A 23,970-nucleotide genomic window follows, 5' to 3' on the forward strand; every position below is an offset into this window, starting at 1 on the left:
GCCGGTCACTCGGGCGGCTGGCTGATGTCGGCGATCCGGTAGCCGGCGGACTGCACGGTGTGCAGCAGCTGCTTGTCGAACGGCTTGTCGATGGTCTTGCGCAGGTTGTAGAGGTGGCTGCGCAGGGTGTCCGAGTCGGGCAGGCCGTTGCCCCAGATCTCGCGTTCGATCTCCTGCCGGCTCACCACCCGCGGCGATTCGCGCATCAGGATGGTCAGCAGGCGCAGGCCGATCGGCGAGAGCTGCAGCTCGGCGCCGCCACGGGTGACCCGCAGGCTGGCCGGGTCGAGCACCAGGTCGGCGACCTTCAGCACCTCGCCGCCCACCTGGCGGCGCTCGCGGCGGATCAGCGCCCGCAGCCGGGCTTCCAGCTCCTGCACCGCGAAGGGTTTGGTCAGGTAATCGTCGGCACCGGCGGACAGGCCGGTGAGCTTCTCGTCGAGGGTATCGCGCGCGGTGAGCATCAGCACCGGCGTGGACTTGCGGGCCTCCTCGCGCAGGCGCTTGCAGACTTCCACCCCGTCCAGCCGCGGCAGCATCAGGTCGAGCACGATCACGTCGTAACTGTTCTCCGCGGCCAGGCGGTAGCCGTCCAGGCCGTCGGCGGCGTAATCGATCTCGAAGCCGCGGCTTTCAAGGTATTCGCCCATCATTTCGGAAATGTTGCGGTTGTCCTCGATCAGGAGGACCAGGCCACCGTCCCGGTTCGACTGCATAGAACTGTCTCCCACCTTCAATTTTGTGAAGGCTGCCGCGCGGGAGGTCTAGGCGGCGTGAAGGATTTCACCTGCCATACCCGCTGGTTTCACGCCGGCCCGCTATCCTTCTCGGCTTGCTTGACCCGTTGCCACAGTGTTTCCTGGGCTTCCAGGTCCAGCGAACGCATCGGGGCACCGCCGCCGGCGGCCAACTTTTCCATAGCGCGGAAGCGGCGCTCGAACTTGCCGTTCGCTCGCCGCAGCGCAGTGCCCACGTCCACTTCGGCGTGCCGCGCCAGGTTGCAGGCGACGAACAGCAGGTCGCCGATCTCCTCCTCCAGCCGCGCCCGGGCCGCGGCACTGCCCCGGTCCGGTGCCGCCAGTTCCGCCTGGACCTCGGCGATCTCCTCGTGCAGCTTGTCGACCACCGGACCGGGCGCAGGCCAGTCGAAGCCGACCCGGGCCGCGCGCTTCTGCAGCTTCACCGCGCGCTGCCATTCGGGCAGGCCACGGGCGATGCCGGCCAGCGCCGAGGCGTCCCGATCGCCGGCAGCCTCGCGCTCGCGGCGCTTGATCTCCTCCCACTGCCCGGGGCTGCCGTCGCCTTGGCCGCCGGCGAACACGTGCGGGTGGCGACGGACCATCTTGTCGGCGATCGCCCCGGCCACCTCGTCGAAGCCGAACAGCCCTTCCTCCTCGGCCATGCGGGCGTGGAACACCACCTGCAGCAGCAGGTCGCCGAGCTCCCCGCGCAGGTCGTCCATGTCGCCGCGGTCGATGGCGTCGGCCACCTCGTAGGCTTCCTCGATGGTGTACGGGGCGATGCTGGCGAAATCCTGCTCCAGGTCCCACGGGCAGCCGCCGTCGGGATCGCGCAGCGCGGCCATGACCGCGAGCAGGCGCTCCAGGTTCGAACCGGCCGGGGGACGTTGTTTCATGCGCCTACCGCCCCGCCCAGTCGCGCCAGGGCAGCGCGGGGTCACCGAGCGCGATGAATCCGCCGTTGAGCAGGCTGTCGCGGCAGTTGTAGCGGAACGGGCGGCCCTGCAGGTCGACGAGCTGGCCGCCCGCGCCCTCGACCACCGCCTGGGCGGCGGCGGTATCCCACTCGCTGGTGGGGCCGAAGCGCGGGTAGCAGTCGATCCCGCCCTCGGCCAGCACGCAGAACTTGAGCGAGGAGCCCAGCCCGACCGCTTCGGTCTCGCCCATGCGGGCAATGAAGTCCTCGGCGTCGCGGGTGCGGTGCGAGCGGCTGGCGGCCACCCGCAGCGGGGCGGTGGCCGGCGCGCGCACCCGGACCGGCCGTTCGCCATCGGCATCGCGCCGCCATGCGCCCAGCTCCGCGCCGCCGTGCCAGGCGGTCCCGGTCACCGGCGCCTGCACCACGCCATAGCGGACGACGCCGTCCTGGATATAGGCGATGTTGACGGTGAACTCGCCATTGCGCTTGATGAACTCGCGGGTGCCATCGAGCGGGTCGACCAGCCACAGGCGGTCCCAGTGGCGGCGCCGGGCGATCTCCTCCGGCGCGGACTCCTCCGACAGCACGGGAATGCCGGGGGTCAGGGCACGCAGGCCGTCGACGATGCAGTGGTGGGCGGCGAGGTCGGCGGCGGTGACCGGCGACTGGTCGGCCTTGCGCACCACGTCGAAGTCGCGCCGGTAGACGTCCAGGATCGCGGCGGCGGCGGCATTGGCGATCGCGATCACGCCCTCGCGCAGGCCGGTGTCGAGTTCCATCCTCAAGCCCGGTGGTGGCGCAGCCACTCGCGCGCCATGAACAGGGCGGCGATGCTGCGGCCTTCAGAGAAATCCTCGCGCAGCACCAGCTCGTGCAGTGCGTCGAGTTTCCACGGCACCACCTCCAGCGGCTCGGGCTCGTCACCGGGCAGGCGCTCGGGGTAGAGGTCGCGGGCGATCACCATGTGCGCGCTGTGGCTCATGTAGGTCGGCGCCAGGGTCAGCTGGCGCAGGTCGACCAGCTCACGCGCGCCGTAGCCGGCCTCTTCCTTGAGCTCGCGGTCGGCCGCCTCCAGCGCCCCCTCGCCGGCATCGATCCGCCCCTTGACCAGGCCAAGCTCGTAACGGTGCATGCCGGCCGCGTACTCGCGCACCAGCAGCACGGTGTCGTCATCGAGCAGGGGCACCACGATCACCGCACCATGGCCGCGGCTGTGCAGGCGCTGGAAGCGGCGGCGCTCGCCGTTGGAAAACTCCAGGTCCAGGTGCTCGAGCCGGTACGGCCCGGCCTCCTCGACGCTGGTGCCGTGGACGACCGGCAGGCGACGGGTCACGACCGGGCCCCCCACCCTTCACTGGGCGAGCGGACGATGCCGGAGGGTGGGTGGATAATGGCGGGATGCGGATGACGACTCACGATGCTTCGATGCTAGCAGAGCGCGGTTGCGGCCAGACCATGAAGGAGAACGGCCTGTGCGGGTGACCCGGATCCATGTCGAACTGCCGCTGGCGCCCGGGATGGAGCTCGACTTGCCGGAAGCCCAAGCGGGGCACCTGGTGCGCGTGCTGCGCCTGCGCGCCGGAGACGCGTTCGTGCTGTTCAGCGGTGACGGCCACGATTACCAGGCGAGCGTGCTGGTGGCCGACCGCCGCGTGGTGCGGGTCCGGGTGGGCGCCGGGCAGCCGGTCGAGCGCGAGTCGCCGCTGCGGCTGGTGCTGCTGCAGGGCATCGCACGTGGCGAGAAAATGGACCTGATCCTGCAGAAGGCCACCGAACTGGGGGTGGCGGAGTTGCTCCCGCTGTCGTCCGATCGCAGCGAGGTCAGGCTCGATCCGCCACGTGCCGCCAAGCGCCTGGCGCACTGGCGCAGCGTGGTCGCCGCGGCCTGCGAGCAGAGCTGGCGGGCACGCGTGCCTGCGGTCGCACCGCCGCGCGGACTGGCCGAAGTGCTCGGCTCGCTGCCGGCCGGCGGCCTGCGGCTGCTGCTGGACCCTGAAGGTGACCGGGCGCTGACGGCGTTGCGGCCACCGGCGGGAGAGCCGGTGTACCTGGCGATCGGTCCGGAAGGCGGCTGGTCGGACCGTGACCGCGAGCAGTTGCACGGGGCCGGGTTCGCGGGGCTGCGCCTGGGGCCACGGATCCTGCGCACGGAAACCGCGGGACTGGCGGCGGTCGCCGCCCTGCAGGCCTGCTACGGCGACCTGCGCTAGCCGGTGCGGCTCAGTCCGCGGCGCCGCCGGCCTCGCCGGTGGCGGATCCACCTCCGGACGCGTCCGCCGCCTCGAGCGCTTCGCTGATCCGGGCTTCCATTCCGTGAAGGTCGGGTACCAGCGCCTTCTCCTCGTTGAGCACCACCCGCGCCAGCACCAGCGGGGGCAGCGCGACGCCCGCGGCCTCCACTTCCAGCGCGCTCCGCGACACCGTGACCAGCCGCGGGAAGCCGCTGCTGAGGATCGCGAAGTACGGCAGCCCCGGGCGCGCGCCCAGCGCCTTGAGCACCAGCACCTTGGTCCCGAGATCGGTCCGCTCGTCGCCCGCGGCGCGGCCCCCGGCCATACGCGCGGCGGCGACCAGCGGTACCGGCCAGCCACGCCACCGGATGCGGCCGAGCAGCCATTCCGGGGCATCGGCCACGGGCTCGGGTTCGGCGTAGGACAGCACCTCGGCGATCGACGCGTTCGGCAGCAGCAGGCGTGCGCCCGCGACCTGGATCAGGACTCCGCGGATATCCCGTTGTCCGTCGCGGGCGGCGGCGCCGGGCGCGCCGGGGTCGTGTGGAATGTTCATGCGGACTCTCCGCCGCCGGGCCAGCGATCGGCGATGCGGGCGGCAAGCTGGACCGGGGTCGCGGTGTCGCCACCGCGGTTCTTCAGCGCCAGTGACGCCGCGGGGTCATAACAGCCCTCGGCGACCTGGCCCACGACCAGTGCGCCGGCCAGGCGCTGCTTCATCAGGCCGTCGACCAGGGTGGGGTCGCTGCCGCTGAGCAGGACCACCGCGCTGTCGCCCGGCGGCAGCACGTCGAGCAGTTCGCCGCCCGTGGTGAAACGGGGGCCGTCCGGCGTCATCGCCAGGCCCAGCTCCGGGGGCACGATATGGACCACGCCACGCTCCAGCGGCGCGCCGTGCTGTGCCAGGGTCACCGGCAGCGGGCTGATGCGCTGCATCTGCGCGACCAGCTTGTCGTAGCGCGCGCCGTCGAGCTGCTGGCGGACCAGCACGGGCCGCGGCAGCGTGGGCGGCAACGCGCCGAGCAACTGGCGTACCGCGTCGGGGCCACCGATTCCGGCCAGTACGACGACGGCACCGGATGGACCGGCTGCGGGCGGCGCATCGTCGACCAGCTGCAGCCCCGCGATACGCGACTCCAGGATGTCCAGGTCACGTTCGAAGCGGCCCCTGGCCTCGGCCTCGTCGGCGCCGCCGGGCGCCATGCCGGCGCCATCGTCAAGGCTGAGCACCTCGGGCCGCCGCGCGGCCGTTTCCATTTCCGCTCCCGCTTCCGCTTCCGGCACCGGCTCCCGCGACACCGGACCGGATGCAGGCTCCGGAGGGAACGCGGGTGCCGGCTCGAAGCCCTCGTCGCCGGACTCCGCCAGCACCGGATCGAAGGGGCTTGCAGCCGGTTCGGGTTCGGCCGCCGGCACAGCGGGTTCCGGCTCCGGCGCGGGCGGCTCCGGCATCCCGCCCGGCCCGCCACCCGCTGCGGCGTCTTCCTCGGGCTCGTGCCCGGGCGGCAGCACGCTGCCATGGCGCTGCAGTTTGGCGACCAGGTGGCGCTGCCAGCGCGCGACCTCCCAGCCCTCGCGCCCCGCGGCGAGTTCGGCCTCCTCGTAGACCACGTCCACCGCCGGATCGAACAGCACCGGATCGAACCGTTCCAGCGCCTCCTCGACCTGCGCCTCCAACGCGACCAGCACCAGCTGCGGCGCCGCGGCGACCAGTGCCTCCGGCTCCAGTTCCCCCGGGTCGGCTTCGAGCACGCAGTCGACGGCCGCTTCCTCGATCACCGCGCGCAGGCGGTCGCGGGCGGGGCCCGGACGGGCAAGCAGGGCGACACGCACCGGTTCAGCGGCCATGGGCGCGGTCCGTCCCCAGCAGTTCCAGCACGTTGCGCATGAGTTCCGGCTCCTGGTAGGGCTTGCCCAGGTAACGCTCCACGCCCAGGTCGATCGCGCGCTGGCGATGCTTCTCGCCGGTACGCGAGGTGATCATGATGATCGGGATCTCCTGCAGGCGCGGGTCGGCCTTCATCTGGGTGGCCAGCTCGTAGCCGTCCATGCGCGGCATCTCGATGTCCAGCAGCATCAGGTCCGGCACCTGCTCGGCCAGGCGCTCGAGCGCGTCGACGCCGTCCTTCGCGGTGACCACCTCCAGATTGTGGCGTTCGAGCACGCGTCCGGTGACCTTGCGCATGGTGACCGAGTCGTCGACCACCATGACCAGCGGGACCGGACGCCGCCCGTCGCCATGGGCCGGCGCCGGGGCGGCCGGCAGCGCGGCATGGCGGCGCACCAACGGGGCCACGTCCAGGATCACCACCACCCGGCCGTCACCCATGATGGTGGCGCCGAAGATGCCCGGGATCGAGGCGACCTGCGGGCCGACCGGCTTGACCACGATCTCGCGGTTGCCCAGGACCTGGTCCACGGTCACCGCGGCGTGCAGCTCGCCGGCGCGGATCAGCAGCAGCGGCATCTGCAGCTGGCCTTCCCCGCGCACCGGCGCGCTGCCGGCCAGCAGGCCCAGGTCGTGCACGGTGTATTCGTCGCCGCCGTAATCGTAGCTGGCCGCGCGGCCACTGCGCTCGGCCTCCAGCAACTGCTCGCGCGGGATCCGGGCGACGCCGCGGACCGAGGCGATCGGGACCGCGAAGGTGGTCTCGCCCACCCGCACGAACACCGCCTGGGTGACCGCCAGGGTCTGCGGCAGGCGCAGGGTGAAGGTGGTCCCGCTGCCGGGGCGCGAGCGGATGTCCAGCGCCCCGCCCAGCTGGCGGACCTCGCTGGCGACCACGTCCATGCCCACCCCGCGGCCCGCCAGGCGGTTGACCTGGGTGGCGGTGGAGAAACCCGGCTCCAGGATCAGGGTGTCGAGTTCGGCGTCGGCCAGCACGGCGCCCGCGCGCAGCAGGCCGCGCTCCTCGCCGCGGCGGCGGATCGCCGCGCGGTCCAGTCCGCCGCCGTCGTCGGCGACCTCGATCACCACTTCCGAGCCTTCGCGGCGCACGAAGATGTTGACCACGCCCTCTTCGGGCTTGCCCGCCTGCCGCCGCTGCTCCGGCGATTCGATGCCGTGGGCGACGGCGTTGCGGAGCATGTGCTCCAGCGGTGCGGTCATGCGCTCCAGGACGTTGCGGTCGAGCTCGCCCTGGGTGCCATCGAGCTTGAGCGCCACCTGCTTGCCCAGCTCCCCCGACGCCTGCCGGACAACCCGGCGCAGGCGCGGCAGCAGGTTGTCGAACGGCACCATGCGCGTGCGCATGAGGCCTTCCTGCAGCTCGGAGCTGACCCGCGACTGCTGCAGCAGCAGGGTCTCGTACTGGCGGGTCAGGTCATCCAGGGTCTGCTGCAGGCTGTCCTGGTCGGCGGCCGACTCGGCCAGCGCGCGCGACAGCTGCTGCAGGTCGGAGAAGCGGTCCAGCTCCAGCGGGTCGAAGGACTGTTCGCGCTGGTCGCCCTCGCGCTGGTAGCGGGCGACGATCTGCGCCTCGGTCTCCATCTCCAGCCGGCGCAGCTGGTCGCGGATGCGGGTGTTGGTGGCGGCCATTTCCGCGATCGCACCGCGGAAGGCGCCCAGCTGCTGCTCGAGCCGGGCGCGGTAGATCGCCACCTCGCCGGCGTAGTTGACCAGGCGGTCCAGCAGGTCGGCGCGGATGCGCACCTGTTCCTGCGGGGCGCGCACCGCGATGTCGTCCTCGTCCAGGGGCGCGGCCACCGGTTCGACCGGGGGCGACAGCGGGGCGAGTCCGGGGGTGTCCGCCGTCGGAATCGCGCTGAGCGGCTCCGTGATCGGGACCGCCGCCGGCGCCGGGGCCGGTACCGCTGGCGCCTGTGCGGCCGCGGGAGCATCGGAGTCAGCGGCGATATCGGACGCCAGCGGAGCATCGGCTGCTTCCACGCCTGCCCGGTCCGGTCCGGATACTGCCGGTGCCGGCGCCGGTACCTCCCGCGACACGGCGGCCGGACGCTCGCCGCGTGCGCGCGCATCGAACTCCTCGATCAGCGCCTGCGGCAGGGCGATGGCCCGGCGGTCGCCGACCCGGCTGACCATGACATGCAGGCGGTCGAACGCGGACTCCAGCAGCGGCACCCCGTCGGCGCCCAGCTCCTGGCGCTGGTCGACCACGGCCTCCAGCAGCGATTCCATGGCGTGGCCCAGCTCGCCGACCTCCATGATCCCGGCCATGCGCGCGCCACCCTTGAGGGTGTGCAGGTCGCGTTGCAGCCCGACCAGGAGTTCGCGGTCCTCCGGCGACTCGCGCAGGCCGGCCAGCAACCCGTCGGAATGGTCGAGAAGGTCCTTGCCCTCCTCGACGAAGATGTCCACCAGTTCCGGGTCCAGCTCGGCCAGGTCGAGCGGCTGCTCCGGGTCCTGAATCCGCACCTTCACAGGCGCGATGCCGGCCGTTTCCGGCTGCTCCGGCTCTTCCGGCTCCCCCTGCTCCTGGTGCTCCTGCGCGGCAGCCGCCTCGGCGGACGCGCGCTCACGCGCCAGCCGGTCGGCCTCGGCATATTCGGCCTCCAGGCGCGCGTACTCCGCCTCCTCTTCGGCAAGACGCTCGGCCTCGAGCCGCTCGTGCTCGGCGCGTTCTCTTTCGAGGCGCTCTGCCTCCAGACGCTCGACTTCGAGACGTTCTGCTTCGAGGCGCTCTGTCTCGACGCGCTCGGCCTCCAGCCGTTCGCCCTCAAGCCGCTCGGCTTCCAGGCGTTCTGCCTCGAGACGCTCGGCTTCGAGGCGCTCCGCTTCGAGGCGCCCTGTCTCGACGCGCTCGGCCTCCAGCCGTTCGCCTTCAAGCCGCTCGGCTTCCAGGCGCTCCGCCTCGAGAAGCTCCGCCTCGAGCCGTTCCACTTCCGCACGCGCGGCGGCATCCCCGGCATCGTTGGCGCCGGCATCCGCGGGGGCCCGCTCCATGGGCTGCTCCATGGGCTGCTCCCCGGCGGTGCCGGCAGCGCCCGTCGCCACGTCCAGGTGCGCGCTCATGTCCACCGCGGTCAACCCTGCGTCCGGCTCCGCGGCACCGGCCTCCGGCTCGTCCTCCAGCTCCACCGGCATCACCGGGCGGACCGGCGGCAGGCTGTCGCGCAGGGCCTCCACGCGAGCCGCCAAGCCTTCGAACAGGGGGACGTGCGGGCGCTCCGACTCCAGTGCGGCAAGCGTCCGGGCGACGGCGTCGGCCGCCGCCGCGATCGCCGCCACGCCCTCGGCGCTGGCCGGCTGCCCGCTGCCCAGCAGCCGGCGTACATAGGCCTCCGCGGGCGAGGTGATGTCGGTGATCACCGGTACTTCGGTCATCGCCAGCGCGCCGTTGAGGGTGTGGATGGCGCGCTGGAGGCGGTCGTCGGCCGGTTGTGGCACCTCCCGCGAGGCCTCCAGCCAGCCGGCGATGGTGGCCAGGTGGCCGCCGGCCTCGGCAGCCAGGATCTCCAGCAGGACCGCGTCGACGGCAGCCGGGACATCCCGCGGGGCAGCTGCCTGCCCGGCGGCTCCGGCATCCGCGGCCGGGGCGGCGGCCGGGGGCTCCGCTGCCGGGGGCGCTTCGGCGGCCGCTGCGGCGGCTTCCAGCGGCCCGTGGTAGTGGGCTTCCTCGCCGGCGGCGACGCGCTCGGCGACCGCCTCCATTGCTTCCAGGTCCGCGGCCACGCCCTGCTCGCCCTGCAGGGCGGCGCGGAACTGCGGCAGCACCACGTGGGCCTGGCCGACCAGCGCCACGACTGCCGGACTGGCATCGCGACTGCCGTCGAGCACCCGGTTGAGCATGTTCTCGATCTTCCAGCTGAACTCGCCCAGCGCGCGCGCGCCGACCAGCCGGCCGCTGCCCTTGAGGGTGTGGAAGATGCGGCGGATCGGGCGCAGCTGCTCGGCATCGTTGGGCGCCTCGCGCCAGCCGTGCAGCAGGCCGCCGAGGTTCGCGACCTCCTCGTCGAGTTCCTCGAGGAAGACCTCGCGGATGTCATCGTCGATGTCCGCGCTGTGCTCGAAGCCGCCCACTGCCGGGGCCGCCGGCGCCGACAACGGGACGGCCTCCGCGTCCGCGTCCGTGGCCGTCGCCGCGGTCCCGGATCCGGCCTCCGGCAGGACGGGGACAGGCGTGTCGGCAGCGCCGGTTTCCGGCACCGCGATGACCTCCCCACCAGCGGGCTGTCGCGGGGATCCGGTCCCGTCGGCCAGGTCCATTCCCAGCGCCGCGGCCGCCCCGTCGCGGTCGGCGAAGCTCACCGGCGACTCGCCCTCTTCCTCGGGGCGCGGGGCCGGCACCGGCCAGTAACCCAGCCGCTCCAGGCTCTGGCGGGCGATGTCCAGGATCCGCTCGCGGCTCGGGCGCTGCTCGCGCAGGGCTTCCAGGTAATACTCGACGCTGGCCAGGGCGTCGGCCATGGTGTCGAGCTGGCGGCTGTTGGGCACGCGCTTGCGGTCCAGCAGCTCGACCTCGGTGTAGCGGCGGATACCCAGCAGGTAGTCGGCCGGCAGCGACAGGTCGAGGATACGCAGCGCACCGCCGACCTCGTCGAGCAGGCGCGGGATCTCGGCCAGCTCGGCGTGGTCCCAGCCGGTTTCGACGAAGGCGACGAAGGCCTGGCGGGCATCGCCGAAGTTGGCGATCGCCTCGCGCACCACGACCTCCAGGACGCGGCGCGACTCGGCTGCCATCAGGTCGGCATCGGCCCGGTCGTCGGGCAACCCGAGCCGGGCGACCTGCTCGTCCAGCGAGGCGTCGACGTAGAGCAGGGCGCCGGCGATGTCGAGCAGCGAGGCCTCGTCGGCCGGCTTCTGGCCGGCGACGATCTCGTGCATCGCGTCGCGCTGCTGCAGCACCACCCCGCGCGCCACGCCCAGGCCCATCATGCCCAGCGTGTCGCTGACCCGGCCCAGGGTCTCGACCTGCGGGCGCAGGTCGTCGACGCCGGTCTGGCCGGTGCGCAGGTGCAGGTCGAGCACGTCCTTGACCCGCAGCAGGTCTTCCTTGATCGCCGCGGACACGGTGTCCAGCAGCGCGCGGTTGCGGCCGCTGAGGCTGCCGCGGGCGTGCTCGATCTCCGATTCGCTGGGCAGCTCGGCGTCGAGCTCGAAAGTACGGCGCAGGTTGTCCAGCGCCGGGTGGCCGCCCTGGCTGTGGGCGACGTGGTAGAGCAGCTGGCGGGTGGGCTCGGCATTGGCCTCGGGGCTGCCGAAGCCGGTGTCGGCCAGCGCGCGGCGCGCCTCGCGCTCGACCCCGCTGAATGCCGCGCGCAGGGCGCGGGTCGGCTGCAGCGCGCCATCGCGCAATGCCCCGGCGACCGACGAGGCCACCCACAGCATCCGCCGCAGCGGCTCCACCGAGACCTGCGAGAGCAGCTCGTCGACGGTGGTGGCGAGTTGCTCCGGGTCGGCCGGCGCGCCGTCCTCGGGCCACTGTGCCAGCGCCTCGCGCAGCGCGCCCAGCGCCGGGCTCGGAGCCGGCCGGCCGCTGCCCGGCAAGGTGGGCTGGCGCGGTTCCGGCACCGGCAGGTCCTGCGGCAGCGGGCGGTCCAGGTCGGGCGCGAACAGGATGCTCTCGTTCAGCCCCGGCTCGCCGCGGGTGGCACGCAGCTCGTTGAGCAGCGGCAGCAGGACGATCGGGATGTCGCGGTGCCCGCCCTGCAGGCGCTCGAGGTAGTCAGGCAACTGCACCGCGCCGCGCATCAGCATCGCGCAGGCGTCGTCGCGGTCGTCGATCGAGCCGTGCACCAGCGCGACCGCCAGCCGCTCCATCTCCTCGGCGACCATCGCCGGGGCGTATAGCTCGATCATCCGCAGGGTGCCGTGGACCTGGTGCAGCAGGCCGGCGCACACCCGCATGCGCTCGACGTCCTCCGGAGCCTGGGAGAAAGCCTCGATCTCCTCGCGGGCATGCCGCAGGGTCTCGTCCAGCTCGGGCTTGATCCAGCCCAGGGTGGTGGTGTCGATAGCGTCGCGCATCACTGTCATCGTTCATCCCCGCCGGCCGCGGGGCCGGGCGCCGGCCGTGCCGCCCGGCGGGTATGGCTGTTCATCCGTCTGCCCGGCCCCCGGTCAGGCCGGAAGCTTGAAGTCGGCCACCGAGCGACGCAGGTCGGCGGCCAGCTGCGCGAGGTTGCCGATGGACTGGGCCGTCTGGTTGGCGCCCTGGCTGGTCTGCGAGGTGATCTGCTGGATCGTGCTCATGGTGCGGGTGATGTTGGCGGCCGCGCCGGACTGCTGCTGCGCCGCCTGCGAGATCCCCTGGATCAGCCCGGACAGGTCCGAGGACACCTTCTCGATCTCGCCCAGCGCGGTGCCCGCGTCCTCGGCCAAGCGCGCGCCGGCGACCACTTCCGAGGTGGTCTGCTCCATCGAGCTGACCGCCTCGTTGGTGTCGGCCTGGATGGTCTGCACCAGCGACTCGATGCGCTTGGTCGCGTTGGAGGAGCGTTCGGCCAGCCGCTGCACTTCGTCGGCGACCACCGCGAAGCCGCGGCCGGCCTCGCCGGCCGAAGCCGCCTGGATCGCCGCGTTCAGCGCCAGGATGTTGGTCTGCTCGGAGATGTCGTTGATCAGCTCGACGATCGAGCCGATCTCCTGCGAGCTCTCGCCCAGGCGCTTGATGCGCTTGGAGGTTTCCTGGATCTGGTCACGGATGTTGTCCATGCCCTGGATCGTCTGGCGCACCACGCCGGCGCCGGTGGTGGCGATCTGCACCGAGCGCTGCGCCACGTCGGCGGACTCGGCGGAGTTCTTCGACACCTGGTCGATGCTGGCGGCGATCTCGCTGATGCGGCTGGAGGCGGAGGTGATCTCCTGCGCCTGGTGCTCGGCGGCCTCGGCCAGGTGCATGGCGGTGGCCTGGGTCTCCTGGGCGCTGGCGGCGACCTGCACCGAGGTGTCGGTGATGGTCTGCACCAGGCTGCGCAGCTGCTCGATGGCGAAGTTGATCGAGTCCGCGATCGCCCCGGTCACGTCCTCGGTGACGGTGGCCTTGACGGTCAGGTCGCCTTCCGCGAGCGAGCCCATCTCGTCCAGCAGGCGCATGATCGCCTCCTGGTTGCGGTCGTTGAGCTCCTTGGTGGTCTCGTAGCGCGCCTGCTGCTGGCGGTTGAGCGAGAACAGCAGGCCGCCGATGGCCAGCAGCGCGAAGGCGCCGGAGACGATCGAGATCCAGATGTTGCCCAGCAGGCTGGTATCGCGCATCGAGCCGAAGGCGGTGAAGGCGTCGAACAGCGAACGCGCCTCGTCGAGCAGGCTGTCGGAGCCGGAGGTGATCGCGTCGGCCGCGGCCTGGGCGGCGAACAGGGCATCGGAGGAGGCCAGGATCGCGTCGAGGTCGGTCTTCATTTCCGCCCACAGCGCCTCGGCCTGGCCCAGCGCCTCGACCGCGCCGGCGTTGGACAGCGCGGCGATGCCGGAGGCCTCGTCACCCGAGCGCAGGCCGGCCAGCACGTTGCCGAACACCGAGGCGTCGCGGGCCAGGCCGTCGCCGGCCGCGGTGGCCGCCGCGCCGCCGGCACGGATCTCGGTCACCCGGCGGGCCATGGTGCCCGACAGCACCACCTGGCGCAGCGCGTAGTAGACCTGCGAGGACGGCGAGCCACTGGTCGACATCGCGCGTACCAGCTCGTCCAGGCGCGCCTGCAGTTGCGGCACCTCGGCGGTGAAGCTGTCGGCCCTGCCGGCCAGGCCCAGAACCGCCTGCTGGCTTCCGGCGAGCTGCTCGGCGCTGTGCTCGAGCGGTGCCCAGGTGGCGTTGGCCTGTTCGATCGGGCCTGCCACGCCCGGCGTCTCGCCGAACTGCCCGGTCAGCTGCGCCAGGGTGCCGTCGATCTGCCCGCGAGTATCGTTGAACGCGCCGAACGCGGCCGCGTCGCCGCCGACCGCTTCGCGCGCCTGCACCGCCAGCTGCTGCGAGTACACCCGCAGGTCGGAGGCCGCGGTGCTGGCCCCGCCCAGCCGCGCGCCCTTCCAGGTGGCGTAGCCGGTATTGAGGCCGAACACGAGCACGGCCAGCGCGAGCAGCACCAGCCAGGTATTGACGCCGGCATTGCGGACCTTGCCGGCCATGGAGTTCATATCAGTGCTCATGGTGTTCCTCGGGTGTGTTGCCGCTGGCGCTGGTGTGCGGGCGGGCCAGCTCGCAGGCGGCCTGCCGGAATTCGGGGGTGCGGGTCAGCCGTTCCAGGCTGAACACGCCCCAGTCGTGACCATCCAGGCGGAAGCCCTGGTCGATGAAGTGGGAGTAGCGGCCGGCCGGGATGCCGGAGGCGGCCAGCACCGGCCCGTCCAGGCGCTGCGCCGGGACGAAGCTGCGCTGGCCGAACAGCTCGTCGATCAGCACCGCGACATCGCCACCGTCCTGGCGCACCAGCAGCATCCGCTGGGCCTCGTGCAGGACGGTGCGCCCGCCTTCCAGGAACTGCTTGAGGTCGGCGACCGGCAGCAGGTTGCCGCGCACGTTGGCCAGCCCGAGCATCCACGGCTGCGAGCCGGGGACCGGGGTGACCTGCGGCAACGGCAGGATCTCGACCACCTCGTCGAAGCCCGACGCCAGCCGGCGGCGGCCGATGCGGTAGCCCACGCCGCGCCACAGCCCCGGCGCCTCCAGCTGCTCGGGCAACCCGGCGACGTGCCCCAGGCTGCGGTGCTCGTAGTCGAGCAGGATCTCGAAGGCGTCCAGTGCCATGGCGGCGAGCCCGGTCACGGCTCCAGCAGCGCGTTGATGCGCGCGACCAGGTCGTCCTCGCGCGGCGGCTTGACGATGTAGTCCCGGGCGCCCTGGCGCAGGCCCCAGGCCTTGTCGGTCTCCATGCCCTTGGTGCTGACGATCAACACCGGGATCGAGCGGGTGTCGTCATCGCGCGAGAGCGCGCGGGTGGCCTGGAAGCCGTTCATGCCCGGCAGGATGATGTCCATCAGGACCAGGTCCGGCCGCTCGCGGCGGCAGATCTCGATCCCGTCCTCGGCGTTGTCCGAGGCCAGTACGTAGTGCCCGTTGCGTTCGAGCAACTGGGTCAGGACCGCCGTATCCGTCGGCGAATCCTCGATCAGCAGGATGCGTGCCATGAATGCCCCACCCCCCTGGGGCCAGTCAGTGTGCGTTGTTGACGTGGGTACGGATCGCGTCGAGGAGCTCCTCGCGCGTGAACGGCTTGGTCAGGTACTGCTCCGAGCCGACGATCCGGCCGCGCGCCTTGTCGAACAGCCCGTCCTTGGACGAGAGCATGATCACCGGCGTGGCCTTGAATACCTGGTTGTTCTTGATCAGCGCGCAGGTCTGGTAGCCGTCCAGCCGCGGCATCATGATGTCGACGAAGATGATCTGCGGCTGCTGGTCGGCGATCTTGGCCAGTGCCTCGAAGCCGTCGGTGGCGGTGACCACCTCGCAGCCCTCACGCCTGAGCAGGGTCTCGGCGGTCCGGCGGATCGTCCTCGAATCGTCGATGACCATGACCCGCAAGCCTTCGAGGCTGCCCTTGCGACCTACATCCTGCATTTGAGTGACACCCCTGTGGCGATCCGTCGACGCGATTCCCCGGCGCGTCGCGAGGCGCCCTTTATTTCAAGCAAGCGCCCGGGTGTCAAGCTGCATCGGACGCCGCCGGCGGCCACCGCGACCTGCGTCACGCCCGCGCGCCGCGGTGCCCGGCACGGCCGGCACGCCTGATACCATCGGCGCAGGCCACCGACGGCGCGATCATGCCCCTGGACATCGTCGTTGTGATGGACCCGATCGGGTCCATCAACATCACCAAGGACTCCACGTTCGCGATGCTGCTGGAGGCGCAGCGGCGGGGCCACCGGCTGCACTACGTGCGCCCGGGCGGGCTGGCGCTGCGCGGCGGCGAAGCGGTCGCCCACATGGCTCCGCTGCAGGTGCGCGAGGACCCGTCGGGCTGGTACGGACTGGGCGACTGGTCCACGATCCCGCTGGGCCCCGGCCATGTGGTGCTGATGCGCACCGACCCACCGGTGGACGCGGAGTACATCCACGACACCCAGATCCTCGGCCTGGCCCAGCGGGCCGGTGCGCTGGTCGTCAACGACCCGCAGGGGCTGCGCGACTACAACGAGAAGCTGGCCGCGCTGCTGTTCCCGCAGTGCTGCCCGGCGACCCTGGTCAGCCGCGACCCGGCCGCGCTCAAGGCGTTCCTCGCCGAGCAGGGCCGCGCGGTGCTCAAGCCACTGGACGGCATGGGTGGACGCTCGATCTTCCTGCTCGGGCACGGCGAGGCGAACACCAACGTGGTGCTGGAAACCCTCACCCGGGGGGGCGCGAGCCTGGCGATGGCCCAGCAGTTCCTGCCGGAGATCTCCGACGGCGACAAGCGCATCCTGCTCGTCGATGGAGAGCCGGTGGATTACTGCCTGGCGCGCATTCCCCAGGGTGACGAGTTCCGCGGCAACCTCGCGGTGGGCGGGCGGGGTGAAGGCCGTCCCCTGAGCGACCGCGACCGCTGGATCGCCTCGCAGGTCGGCCCGGAGATGAAGCGCCGCGGCATGGTGTTCGTCGGCCTGGACGTGATCGGCGACTGGCTGACCGAGGTCAACGTGACCAGCCCCACCTGCATCCGCGAGCTCGACGCGCAGTTCGGCCTGAACATCGCCGGGCAGCTGTTCGACGCCATCGAGGCGCGTGCTTCCGGGTCATGAGCGCGACCCTGGCGGGCCACGACCCGGGCTCCGGCCAGCGTCTCGGGGCGACCCTCGCGCTGTCGCTGGCGCTGCATGCGGCCCTGCTGCTGGGCGTGGGCTTCACCCTCCACCGCGCCGCCCCGGTGGTGCCGACGCTGGATGTCATCCTGACCCGCACCAATACCGTTCTCAGCCCCGAGCAGGCCGACTTCCTGGCCCAGGCCAACAACCAGGGCGGTGGCGAGCACGATCGCAGCACCCGCCCGCGCGAGAACCAGTCCGGACCGCTGCCCCAGCCCGAGGCCGGGCTGGCGGCCCGGCAGCTGCGGGCCCAGGCCCCGGACCCGCAGCCTCCGCCGGAAGCACGGGTGGTGGACAGCGCGCGCGGCGAGCGGCCCCTGGCCGCGGCCCGGGAAACGCCGGAAACGGACACCCGCGCCCTGCCCCGTGGCCCCGAGCGCATTGCCCATGACGCGGAAATGGCCCGGCTGGCCGCCGAGATCCACCTGCGCTCGGAGGCCTACGCCAAACGTCCGACGCGCAAGTTCGTTTCCGCCAGCACCACCGAATACGCCTGGGCCGGCTACCTGCGCGAGTGGGTCGACCGGGTCGAGCGCGTGGGCAACCTCAACTATCCCGACGAGGCGCGCCGGCGCCAGCTGGCCGGCGAGGTGGTGATCAGCGTCGCCGTGCGCCGCGACGGCAGCGTGGAGCAGTCACGGATCCTGCGCAGCAGCGGCATCCCCCTGCTGGACGAGTCGGCGCTGCGGATCGCGGCATTGGCCGAGCCCTACCCGCCGCTGCCGCGCACTGACGAGAACCCCGACATCCTGCATGTCACCCGGACCTGGGCATTCCTGGCCGGCGGCGAGCTGGTGGACCGGTAGGCCACGGGCGCGCCTGTCAGTTCCCGGACACCGATCGCGTTGTAGCGGGTGTCCCGGGGCTTCCGGGCACGGCAGGGCCGCCGTTCCGGCCCACACCCCGGGGTACCCGCCCATGAGCACGTGTTTCCGCATCTTCGTCCCGGCGCTCGCCGCCGGGCTCGCCCTCGCCCCGCCGGCGGCGGCCCAGTCCACCCAGGCGACCCAGGCCGAGCTGTACATCGACGTCGCCACCCACAGCGCCCCGGGGATGCCCGGGATGGGCGCGGCCGGCCGGCTGGCCGGCCTGGTGGGCGGCGGGCAGGCCAGCTACGGCATGGCGCGGCACCCGGCGATGCCCGGCAAGTACCTGGACGTGGCCCTGCACAACCATCGCCAGCCGGGCACCCCGGCCAGGCAGGCCATCCCCGGGGCGGCGCGGATGGGCGCGCAACTGGAGTTGCTGCCGCCCACGGAGCGCGTGGCGGGGTCGGCTGGCCCGGGTTCCGGCTCCAATCCGTACGGCCAGGCCGACGGCGGGCAGATGCGGATCCTGTATTACTGGGGTTGCGGCAGCTCGGTGGGGCCGGGCCAGCCGCTGGAATTCACGGTCCAGGTGCGCGACGGGGTCGCCCACACCAGCGGCAACGCGATGACTCCGCGGCAGGTCCCCCAGGGCGGCATCGACGCCGGCCCACAGTACGCACTGTGGCCCAACCCCTCGGACCGCAAGGCGGTGCCGGCCGAAGCCTCGCTGCGCGGGAGCCACCAGGTGACCGGCGAGGCCTTGCCGGCCGCGCTGCAGTTCGAGCTGCAGCAGGCGCATGACTTCATGCCGGCCCTGCAGGTCGAGCGCAAGGGCTCGGCGGCCGATGGACTGACCCTGGAATGGCAGCCGGTCGATGGCGCCCGGGCCTACTTCCTGCACGCCATGGGCAACCGCGGCGGCGAGACCCTGGTCATGTGGAGCAGTTCGGAAGTCGGCGACGCCGGGCCGGAACTGGTCGACTACCTGCCCAACGCCAGGCTGGACGAGTGGACCCGCGAGCGGGTGCTGCTGGATCGCGATGCACGCTCGTGCAGCATTCCGCGCGAAGTGTTCGCCGGGGAAGGCGGCGATGCCGTGGCCCCGATGGTGCAGATGGTCGCCTACGGCGGCGAGAGCCACATCCCCCAGCCCCGTCCCGCCGGCGCCGGCAATGACTGGCGCCCGGAGTGGAACGTGCGGGTTCGCAACAAGTCCACCGCGATGCTGATGCCCGGCATGGAGGCCGCGGTCCCCGATGCCGCGGACGTGGCCGGGGAGACCGGGCGGGAGACGGTGAAGGACGCCGCGCGCGGCTTGCTGCGCGGGATCCTGGGGCGTTGAGGCTGGAGGTCGCGGCTTTCGCCCGGGTGCGGGCGCGGCCTCAGCGGGCCTCCCGCAATGCCTTCTGCTCGGCCAGCGTCAACGCGACCCGGTTGCGCAGGTAGGCCGGCTCGACCTGCTCCGGCGCGACCGCCTCGCCGCGCCGCCAGGCCCCCGCGGCCAGCCGGGCGAGCTGCCCGGCCCGCGGAAGGCCGGTGGCATCCGCCGCGGCGAGGCGATCGCCCAGCCGTGACTGCAGCGCGCCTTCCAGTGCGCCCAGTCCGGTGCCGACCCCCACCCAGGCACCGCCGTTGCCGGGCAGCTCCACCGCATCCGGCGGGCCGACGGTTTCCGGTCCGATGGCGGCGACACCCCCGGCGGTCAGCTCGAAGCAGCCGGCATAGACCTCCTGCATCCGTGCATCCAGGCTCGCCAGCACCCGCACCCCACTGGCCGCGTCCTCCGGCGCCAGCGCCGCCGCCTCCATTGCCAGCACCGCCAGGGTGGAAACCGGGACCACCGGCCGCTCCAGCGCCAGGGCCAGGCCCTGCGCCACCGCGATGCCCAGCCGTACGCCGGTAAACGCTCCGGGGCCCCGGCTGACGGCGACCGCATCGATCTGCCCGCGGGCCAGGCCGGCCTCGTCCAGGACCTCGCCACACCAGGGCAGGACCAGCTCTGCGTGCCGGCGCGGTGCCAGGGCAAAGCGCTCCAGCACCCGGTCACCGTGCAGCACGGCAACCGAGCAGGCCTCGGTGGAGGTCTCCAGGGCGAGCAGGATCATCGGGCGGGCTCCGGAACGGGCGGCCGGACAGGGTAGCGCCGGGCGGCGCCGGGTGGGACGCTCAGCGGACCAGGTCGGCGCGCGCGGCAATCGGCCCGAAATCCACGGCGCCCGACGGGTCGAGCATGCAGGGAGTGTTGAAGAACCCGACCACGTAGCTTTCGGGCCCCGCGGCAAACCCGGAGTCGAGCACCCAGTCGTTGCCGTCCGGATCGCGCGCGCCCAGGTTGATGCCGCCGTTCTCGAGCCGGCGCCAGCGGGTGATCTCCCAGCCGTCGTCGCGCCAGCGGTCATGGACCTCGCCGAGCACCCGGGCGGCGTCGTTGCCTGGCGCGACCGCCTGCAGGCCGACCCAGACCGTGTAGATGTCGTTGCGCTGCTCGCCCTCGCTGCCGGCGCAGCGGTTGGCACGGACCTCGAACTTCTCGCGCCGCAGCGGCAGCGTGTCGAGGAAGGCTTCCACGCGCGGGGCAAAGGCCTGCGCGGCGTCGCGGCTGGAAATTGTCTGCATGGTTCCCTTCTCTACACCGTGGACCGGCGCGCGGCAACCGCCCGCCAGGATGGCGCCGGCAGCCAGCACGACAAGGGCCGCGGCGGCACGCGGCCGGCGCGGCCCTTCGGGCCGGTCCCCATGGCTCACCCGAAACGCCTGCGTTCCGTGGTCACCTGCTCGTGGTTGCCGGTGATGATGTAGGCCTGGTTGCGCATCGACTCGCTGCCGTTGTCCCAGTAGGACGAATGCCCCGAGAGGTCGCCGGTGGCGATGCGCTGGCCACCGAAGCTCCAGTCCACCGGGCTGTTGCCGTGGGCCTGGGTATAGGTGACCACGTCGTTGCTGTTGGCGCCGGCCCAGAAGTGGTCGGCGTCGATGTTCATCTCCCCGACGTCGCCGATCGTGATGTCGTCGAACAGGAAACCGACATTGGAGGGCTGCTCGTAGCCCATGCCCGGGCTGCCCAGGGCGATGATGTCGTCGACCCCGAGGCCGCCGTCGAGCGCATCGGCGGTGCCGACCACCGTCGAGCCGTAGGAGTGGCCGATCACGGTCACCCGGGCATCGGAATTGGTTTCGCGCAGCCCCTGGGTGAAGGACTGCAGCTCCGGGGCGCCGTCCAGGGCATACCCGGGCAGGACCGCGGCCGGGATGTGGTCGGGGGCGTCGTAGCCGAGCCAGGCGATGGTGACCGTGTCGCCCGAACCGGGAACCATCTCCGACTGGGCGCGCAGGGCGTCGGCACGGTCGAGCGAGCCGCCGAAGTTGCCCAGGTCGCTGCCGGTGCCCGGCACGTACACCGCGACGTTGTCGGCATGGTCGGGATTGCCGATCGAGGCCACCACCTTCGCATCCTGGCCGTCGCGCCCGGGCGGCTGGTAGTCGAGCAGGTGGATGCGCTCGCCTTCGGGACCGTTCCAGGATTGCTCGATGCGGTCCAGCAGCGCCTGTGCCTCCTGCGGCTGGCTGCCGGCGGCGGCATCGCCGCGCAGGACCTGCAGGTTGGCCTCGTGGCGCACCTCCGCCGGCAGGCCTTCCATCCCGCCCAGGGCGGAGGGCTGCCCGTACAGGTGAACCTGCTGCTCGGCGCCCGACAGGCCGTTCCACCACTGCATCGTCGCCGCCGCGTCCATGCCGTCGGGTGGCGGCGCGCTCGTCCAGGCCGAGAGCTGCTGCAGGGATTGGGATTCGAATGAAACCGGACCGGTCATGCGTGCGCTCCACGTCCGTGGATGGGTGACTGCGCCCGATGCAAACACATCCGTCGCCGCCGGTCAGCTGGGGCAAACCCGGGCATCGGGCTCCGCCGGCGCCCCGGTGCCTGTCAGGAAGGCCTCCACCCGGGCCGGGTCCCGGGTACGTGGCAGGGGCGGCAGCGAGTCCAGGAACACCCGTCCGTAGCTGCGCCCGGTCAACCGCGGATCGCACAGCACCAGCACCCCGCGGTCGCCCTCGGTACGGATCAGCCGGCCGGCTCCCTGTTTGAGCGCGATCACCGCCTGCGGCAACTGCTCGTCACGGAACGGATTGCCGCCCTCGCGGCGGATCGCGTCCAGGCGCGCCTCGAACACCGGATCGTCCGGGGCGCCGAAGGGCAGCTTGTCGATCACCACCACGCCCAGGGCATCGCCCGGCACGTCGACGCCCTCGCGGAAGCTGGCGGTGCCCAGCAGCACGCCGCTCCCGCTGGCGCGGAAGCGCTCCAGCAGCACCGGCCGTGGCGCCTCGCCCTGTACGAACAGGGGCCAGGGTGCGCCGCGCAGCAGGCCGGCGGCCTCGCGCAGTGCGCGGTGCGAGGCGAACAGCAGGAAGGCGCGCCCACCGGAGGCCTGGAGCACCGGCCAGACCGCCCGCACCACCGAGGCGGTGTAGTCGGGCGAGGACGGCTCGGGCAACCGGGGTGGCAGGTAGCACAAGGCTTGGCGCGGCCAGTCGAACGGACTGGGGGCAAGCAGGGTGCGCGGTTTGGACAGGCCGAGCTTGATCGCGAAATGCTCGAAGCGCCCGCCGATCGCCAGGGTGGCCGAGGTGAACACCCAGGCGGCCTGCGAGCGCGCCCGGTGGCGCGCCAGCGGGCCCGCCACGTCCAGCGGGGTCCGGCTCAGGCGGAACCCGCGCGCGGTGAGCTCGTACCAGGTCACCGCCGGGTCGCCGTCCTCCACGAGGGGGCCACGGTCATCGGCGGGCGCGGTTTCCGGTCCTTCGGCACCGGCGGCCGGGACCGGGTCGGCGGCGTCCTGCGTGGCGTCCATTGCCTCATCCGCCTCGTCGGCGCCGGCACCCTCCTCGCGCCAGCGCTTGAGGCGGTTGGCGAAGTCGCGCGCGCGCGCGGTGCAGCCGTCCAGCCCCGGCGCGGTCTCGCGCAGGGGCAGCAAGGCGGCGTGCAGGCTTTCCAGCGCGGCCGCCAGCCGGTCCAGCGCCTCCTCGACCTGCGGCAGCCCGGCCGCGCGTGCCCGGGTCCCGCGCACCGGCAAGTCGTCCATCGCCGCGCGCACCGCGCGGGTGGCCTGTTCGAGCTCCTGCGCCGGCGCCTGCAGCACCGCAAGCGCGCCCGGCGACTCGCGCGACTCGGTGACCGCGTCGCGCGCCAGCTCCACCAGCGGCCGGGCACTGAGCGCCTCGCCGAAGAACTGCGCCGCCAGCTCCGGCAACTGGTGGGCCTCGTCGATCACGAAGGCCTCGGCGCCGGGCAGGATCTCGGCGAAGCCTTCCTGCCGCAGGGCCAGGTCGGCCAGCAGCAGGTGATGGTTGACCACCACCAGGTCGGCGGACTGGGCGCGCTGGCGTGCATGGACGACGAAGCATTCCGAATGGAACGGGCAATCGCTGCCCAGGCAGTTGTCGACGGTGGAGGTCACCATCGGCAGCAGCGGCGAGTCGTCGGGCAGGCCTTCCAGTTCGGCCATGTCGCCCATCCGGGTACGCCCGGCCCAGGCGACCACGCGCTGGAACTGCGCGGCGACCTCGCGGCTGGCGAAGCGCCCGCTGCCCTTGGCCTGCTCCAGCCGGTAGTGGCACAGGTAATTGGCGCGTCCCTTGAGCAGGGCGGCCTTGAGCCCGCGCCCGAGGGCATCGCGCACCCGCGGCAGGTCGCGGTGGTAGAGCTGGTCCTGCAGCGCACGGGTGCCGGTGGAGATGATGGTCTTGCGCCCCGACAGGATCGCCGGGACCAGGTAGGCGAAGGTCTTGCCGGTGCCGGTGCCGGCCTCGGCCATCAGCACCCCGCGCCCGGCGAGGGTCTCGGCGATCGCCGCCGCCAGGTCCTGCTGCGCGGGCCTGGCGGCGAAGGCGGCAATGTTGCGCGCCAGTTCGCCGCCCTCGCTCAGGGCGGCGCGGCTGGCGGCCGCCAGCGGATGTACGTCGCCGGATTCCACCATCAGTAACGCGGCGGCGGGCCAACGGTGCAGGCGTCGCGCTGGCGGCCCGCGTCCGCCGCCACGCCCGCCAGCGCCGGGTCCGCATGGGCGTGCGCCAGCGCCACCTGGTGGAGGGTTTCCCAGTGCTGGCGGCAATACGGGCCGACGCCGCTGCCGGCGCCGATCGCACGCCGGGCGAGCGCCGCCGCAGCGTCCAGGTCGCGCAGCAGCACGGCCAGTTCGGCGCGCTCCTGCAGCAGCGCCGGATCATCCGGCGTGACCGACAGTGCCTGGTCCAGGCTGTCGGCGGCGGCCTGGACCTCGCCGGCCTGCAGCTGGCGCCCGGCCTGCGCGCGCAGGTCGGTGACCGCCGCATCGCCCAGCGGGGTGACCACCAGCTCCTTGCCCTCGTTGCCGGCGGCGCGGATCGCCGCGACCATGGCGACCGGATCGTAGGCCGGGACCGGCGCGGCCGGCTCCTGCACCGGCGCGACCGAGCAGCCGGCGATCGACACCGCCATCGCCAGCGCGACCACGCCCGGGTACCTGCAGTTCATTCCCCGTCCTCCCCGTCGCGGTCACGGCCGAAGCCGAGCCAGTCGAGCAGGCCCCGGCGCTCGCTCTCGGCCGGCTCCGGCTCGGGCACC

19 protein-coding genes and 1 pseudogene are annotated in these 23,970 nt (G+C 72.6%); 4 read left to right on the forward strand and 16 right to left on the reverse strand.

From position 1 onward, the window contains the following. Positions 1 to 5: 5 nt before the first annotated feature. The 4 genes from LY625_RS00400 to nudE form a co-directional block, all read right to left on the reverse strand. Positions 6 to 716 (reverse strand): response regulator transcription factor, encoded by a 711-nt coding sequence (locus tag LY625_RS00400; RefSeq protein ID WP_233737032.1) that lies wholly within the window; start codon positions 714 to 716, stop codon positions 6 to 8. An 89-nt stretch (positions 717 to 805) separates the two neighbouring features. Then, positions 806 to 1,636 (reverse strand): nucleoside triphosphate pyrophosphohydrolase, encoded by an 831-nt coding sequence (gene mazG, locus LY625_RS00405; RefSeq protein WP_233737033.1) that lies wholly within the window; start codon positions 1,634 to 1,636, stop codon positions 806 to 808. Positions 1,637 to 1,640: 4 nt separating this feature from the next. Further along, positions 1,641 to 2,438, reverse strand: coding sequence for a 3'(2'),5'-bisphosphate nucleotidase CysQ (cysQ, locus tag LY625_RS00410; RefSeq protein WP_233737034.1), 798 nt, complete (start codon positions 2,436 to 2,438; stop codon positions 1,641 to 1,643). A 2-nt stretch (positions 2,439 to 2,440) separates the two neighbouring features. Next, positions 2,441 to 2,992: an ADP compounds hydrolase NudE gene (gene nudE, locus LY625_RS00415; RefSeq protein ID WP_233737035.1), complete on the reverse strand. Its 552-nt coding sequence runs from the start codon at positions 2,990 to 2,992 to the stop codon at positions 2,441 to 2,443. Positions 2,993 to 3,131: 139 nt separating this feature from the next. On the opposite strand from nudE, the gene LY625_RS00420 reads away from it, so the two are divergent. After that, on the forward strand, positions 3,132 to 3,869 hold the full coding sequence (locus tag LY625_RS00420; protein WP_233737036.1) for a 16S rRNA (uracil(1498)-N(3))-methyltransferase: 738 nt from the start codon (positions 3,132 to 3,134) through the stop codon (positions 3,867 to 3,869). A 10-nt stretch (positions 3,870 to 3,879) separates the two neighbouring features. Here LY625_RS00420 and LY625_RS00425 read toward each other — a convergent pair whose 3' ends face one another. The 7 genes and pseudogenes from LY625_RS00425 to pilG all read right to left on the reverse strand — a co-directional run bounded on the left by LY625_RS00425 (position 3,880) and on the right by pilG (position 15,340). Next, the gene (locus tag LY625_RS00425; RefSeq protein ID WP_233737037.1) at positions 3,880 to 4,446 is read right to left on the reverse strand and encodes a chemotaxis protein CheW; all 567 of its coding nucleotides are present in this window, start codon (positions 4,444 to 4,446) and stop codon (positions 3,880 to 3,882) included. Next, positions 4,443 to 5,738, reverse strand: a complete 1,296-nt coding sequence (locus tag LY625_RS00430) for a chemotaxis protein CheB (protein WP_233737038.1) — start codon at positions 5,736 to 5,738, stop codon at positions 4,443 to 4,445. Before LY625_RS00430 ends, LY625_RS00425 begins: the two co-directional genes overlap by 4 nt. Next, positions 5,728 to 11,826 carry an Hpt domain-containing protein gene (locus LY625_RS00435; RefSeq protein WP_233737039.1) on the reverse strand — a complete coding sequence of 2,033 codons (6,099 nt, stop codon included), beginning with the start codon at positions 11,824 to 11,826 and terminating at the stop codon, positions 5,728 to 5,730. Before LY625_RS00435 ends, LY625_RS00430 begins: the two co-directional genes overlap by 11 nt. A gap of 84 nt (positions 11,827 to 11,910) precedes the next feature. Further along, positions 11,911 to 13,932: a methyl-accepting chemotaxis protein gene (locus tag LY625_RS00440; protein ID WP_233737040.1), complete on the reverse strand. Its 2,022-nt coding sequence runs from the start codon at positions 13,930 to 13,932 to the stop codon at positions 11,911 to 11,913. Positions 13,933 to 13,987: 55 nt separating this feature from the next. Continuing rightward, positions 13,988 to 14,530, reverse strand: a pseudogene (locus LY625_RS00445) (chemotaxis protein CheW); the annotation flags it as partial. A gap of 14 nt (positions 14,531 to 14,544) precedes the next feature. Next, the gene (locus LY625_RS00450) at positions 14,545 to 14,910 is read right to left on the reverse strand and encodes a response regulator (RefSeq protein ID WP_233737041.1); all 366 of its coding nucleotides are present in this window, start codon (positions 14,908 to 14,910) and stop codon (positions 14,545 to 14,547) included. Positions 14,911 to 14,935: 25 nt separating this feature from the next. Continuing rightward, the gene (pilG, locus tag LY625_RS00455) at positions 14,936 to 15,340 is read right to left on the reverse strand and encodes a twitching motility response regulator PilG (protein WP_233737042.1); all 405 of its coding nucleotides are present in this window, start codon (positions 15,338 to 15,340) and stop codon (positions 14,936 to 14,938) included. Positions 15,341 to 15,543: 203 nt separating this feature from the next. On the opposite strand from pilG, the gene gshB reads away from it, so the two are divergent. The 3 genes from gshB to LY625_RS00470 all read left to right on the forward strand — a co-directional run bounded on the left by gshB (position 15,544) and on the right by LY625_RS00470 (position 18,711). Next, positions 15,544 to 16,497: a glutathione synthase gene (gene gshB / locus LY625_RS00460; protein WP_233737043.1), complete on the forward strand. Its 954-nt coding sequence runs from the start codon at positions 15,544 to 15,546 to the stop codon at positions 16,495 to 16,497. Continuing rightward, positions 16,494 to 17,366 (forward strand): energy transducer TonB, encoded by an 873-nt coding sequence (locus LY625_RS00465; protein ID WP_233737044.1) that lies wholly within the window; start codon positions 16,494 to 16,496, stop codon positions 17,364 to 17,366. The genes gshB and LY625_RS00465 overlap by 4 nt, the downstream gene beginning before the upstream one ends. 112 nt (positions 17,367 to 17,478) lie before the next feature. Continuing rightward, on the forward strand, positions 17,479 to 18,711 hold the full coding sequence (locus tag LY625_RS00470; protein ID WP_233737045.1) for a hypothetical protein: 1,233 nt from the start codon (positions 17,479 to 17,481) through the stop codon (positions 18,709 to 18,711). Between the two features lie 40 nt (positions 18,712 to 18,751). On the opposite strand, the gene tsaB is transcribed toward LY625_RS00470, so the two are convergent. The 5 genes from tsaB to LY625_RS00495 form a co-directional block, all read right to left on the reverse strand. Continuing rightward, a complete protein-coding gene (gene tsaB / locus LY625_RS00475) occupies positions 18,752 to 19,474 on the reverse strand; it encodes a tRNA (adenosine(37)-N6)-threonylcarbamoyltransferase complex dimerization subunit type 1 TsaB (RefSeq protein ID WP_233737046.1) in 723 nt (240 codons plus the stop codon). 61 nt (positions 19,475 to 19,535) lie between these two features. Next, on the reverse strand, positions 19,536 to 19,985 hold the full coding sequence (locus LY625_RS00480; RefSeq protein ID WP_233737047.1) for a hypothetical protein: 450 nt from the start codon (positions 19,983 to 19,985) through the stop codon (positions 19,536 to 19,538). Between the two features lie 125 nt (positions 19,986 to 20,110). Further along, complete coding sequence (locus tag LY625_RS00485) at positions 20,111 to 21,178, reverse strand: alpha/beta hydrolase (protein ID WP_233737048.1); 1,068 nt, start codon at positions 21,176 to 21,178, stop codon at positions 20,111 to 20,113. A gap of 63 nt (positions 21,179 to 21,241) precedes the next feature. Next, complete coding sequence (locus LY625_RS00490) at positions 21,242 to 23,344, reverse strand: ATP-dependent DNA helicase (protein ID WP_233737049.1); 2,103 nt, start codon at positions 23,342 to 23,344, stop codon at positions 21,242 to 21,244. Further along, on the reverse strand, positions 23,344 to 23,880 hold the full coding sequence (locus LY625_RS00495; protein WP_233737050.1) for a hypothetical protein: 537 nt from the start codon (positions 23,878 to 23,880) through the stop codon (positions 23,344 to 23,346). Before LY625_RS00495 ends, LY625_RS00490 begins: the two co-directional genes overlap by 1 nt. Positions 23,881 to 23,970: the final 90 nt, after the last annotated feature.

The organism is Lysobacter sp. GX 14042, assembly GCF_021390425.1.
Lineage (GTDB): Bacteria > Pseudomonadota > Gammaproteobacteria > Xanthomonadales > Xanthomonadaceae > Novilysobacter.

Excerpts from the sequence above, each read along its gene's own strand:
- LY625_RS00490 (WP_233737049.1), bottom strand. The coding sequence starts at position 23,344 with ATGGTGGAATCCGGCGACGTACATCCGCTGGCGGCCGCCAGCCGCGCC.
- gshB (WP_233737043.1), top strand. The coding sequence starts at position 15,544 with ATGCCCCTGGACATCGTCGTTGTGATGGACCCGATCGGGTCCATCAAC.
- pilG (WP_233737042.1), bottom strand. The coding sequence starts at position 15,340 with ATGCAGGATGTAGGTCGCAAGGGCAGCCTCGAAGGCTTGCGGGTCATG.
- LY625_RS00470 (WP_233737045.1), top strand. The coding sequence starts at position 17,479 with ATGAGCACGTGTTTCCGCATCTTCGTCCCGGCGCTCGCCGCCGGGCTC.
- LY625_RS00425 (WP_233737037.1), bottom strand. The coding sequence starts at position 4,446 with ATGAACATTCCACACGACCCCGGCGCGCCCGGCGCCGCCGCCCGCGAC.
- LY625_RS00465 (WP_233737044.1), top strand. The coding sequence starts at position 16,494 with ATGAGCGCGACCCTGGCGGGCCACGACCCGGGCTCCGGCCAGCGTCTC.
- LY625_RS00435 (WP_233737039.1), bottom strand. The coding sequence starts at position 11,826 with ATGACAGTGATGCGCGACGCTATCGACACCACCACCCTGGGCTGGATC.
- cysQ (WP_233737034.1), bottom strand. The coding sequence starts at position 2,438 with ATGGAACTCGACACCGGCCTGCGCGAGGGCGTGATCGCGATCGCCAAT.
- LY625_RS00400 (WP_233737032.1), bottom strand. The coding sequence starts at position 716 with ATGCAGTCGAACCGGGACGGTGGCCTGGTCCTCCTGATCGAGGACAAC.
- mazG (WP_233737033.1), bottom strand. The coding sequence starts at position 1,636 with ATGAAACAACGTCCCCCGGCCGGTTCGAACCTGGAGCGCCTGCTCGCG.
- LY625_RS00430 (WP_233737038.1), bottom strand. The coding sequence starts at position 5,738 with ATGGCCGCTGAACCGGTGCGTGTCGCCCTGCTTGCCCGTCCGGGCCCC.
- LY625_RS00450 (WP_233737041.1), bottom strand. The coding sequence starts at position 14,910 with ATGGCACGCATCCTGCTGATCGAGGATTCGCCGACGGATACGGCGGTC.
- LY625_RS00495 (WP_233737050.1), bottom strand. The coding sequence starts at position 23,880 with ATGAACTGCAGGTACCCGGGCGTGGTCGCGCTGGCGATGGCGGTGTCG.
- LY625_RS00440 (WP_233737040.1), bottom strand. The coding sequence starts at position 13,932 with ATGAGCACTGATATGAACTCCATGGCCGGCAAGGTCCGCAATGCCGGC.
- tsaB (WP_233737046.1), bottom strand. The coding sequence starts at position 19,474 with ATGATCCTGCTCGCCCTGGAGACCTCCACCGAGGCCTGCTCGGTTGCC.
- LY625_RS00480 (WP_233737047.1), bottom strand. The coding sequence starts at position 19,985 with ATGCAGACAATTTCCAGCCGCGACGCCGCGCAGGCCTTTGCCCCGCGC.
- LY625_RS00485 (WP_233737048.1), bottom strand. The coding sequence starts at position 21,178 with ATGACCGGTCCGGTTTCATTCGAATCCCAATCCCTGCAGCAGCTCTCG.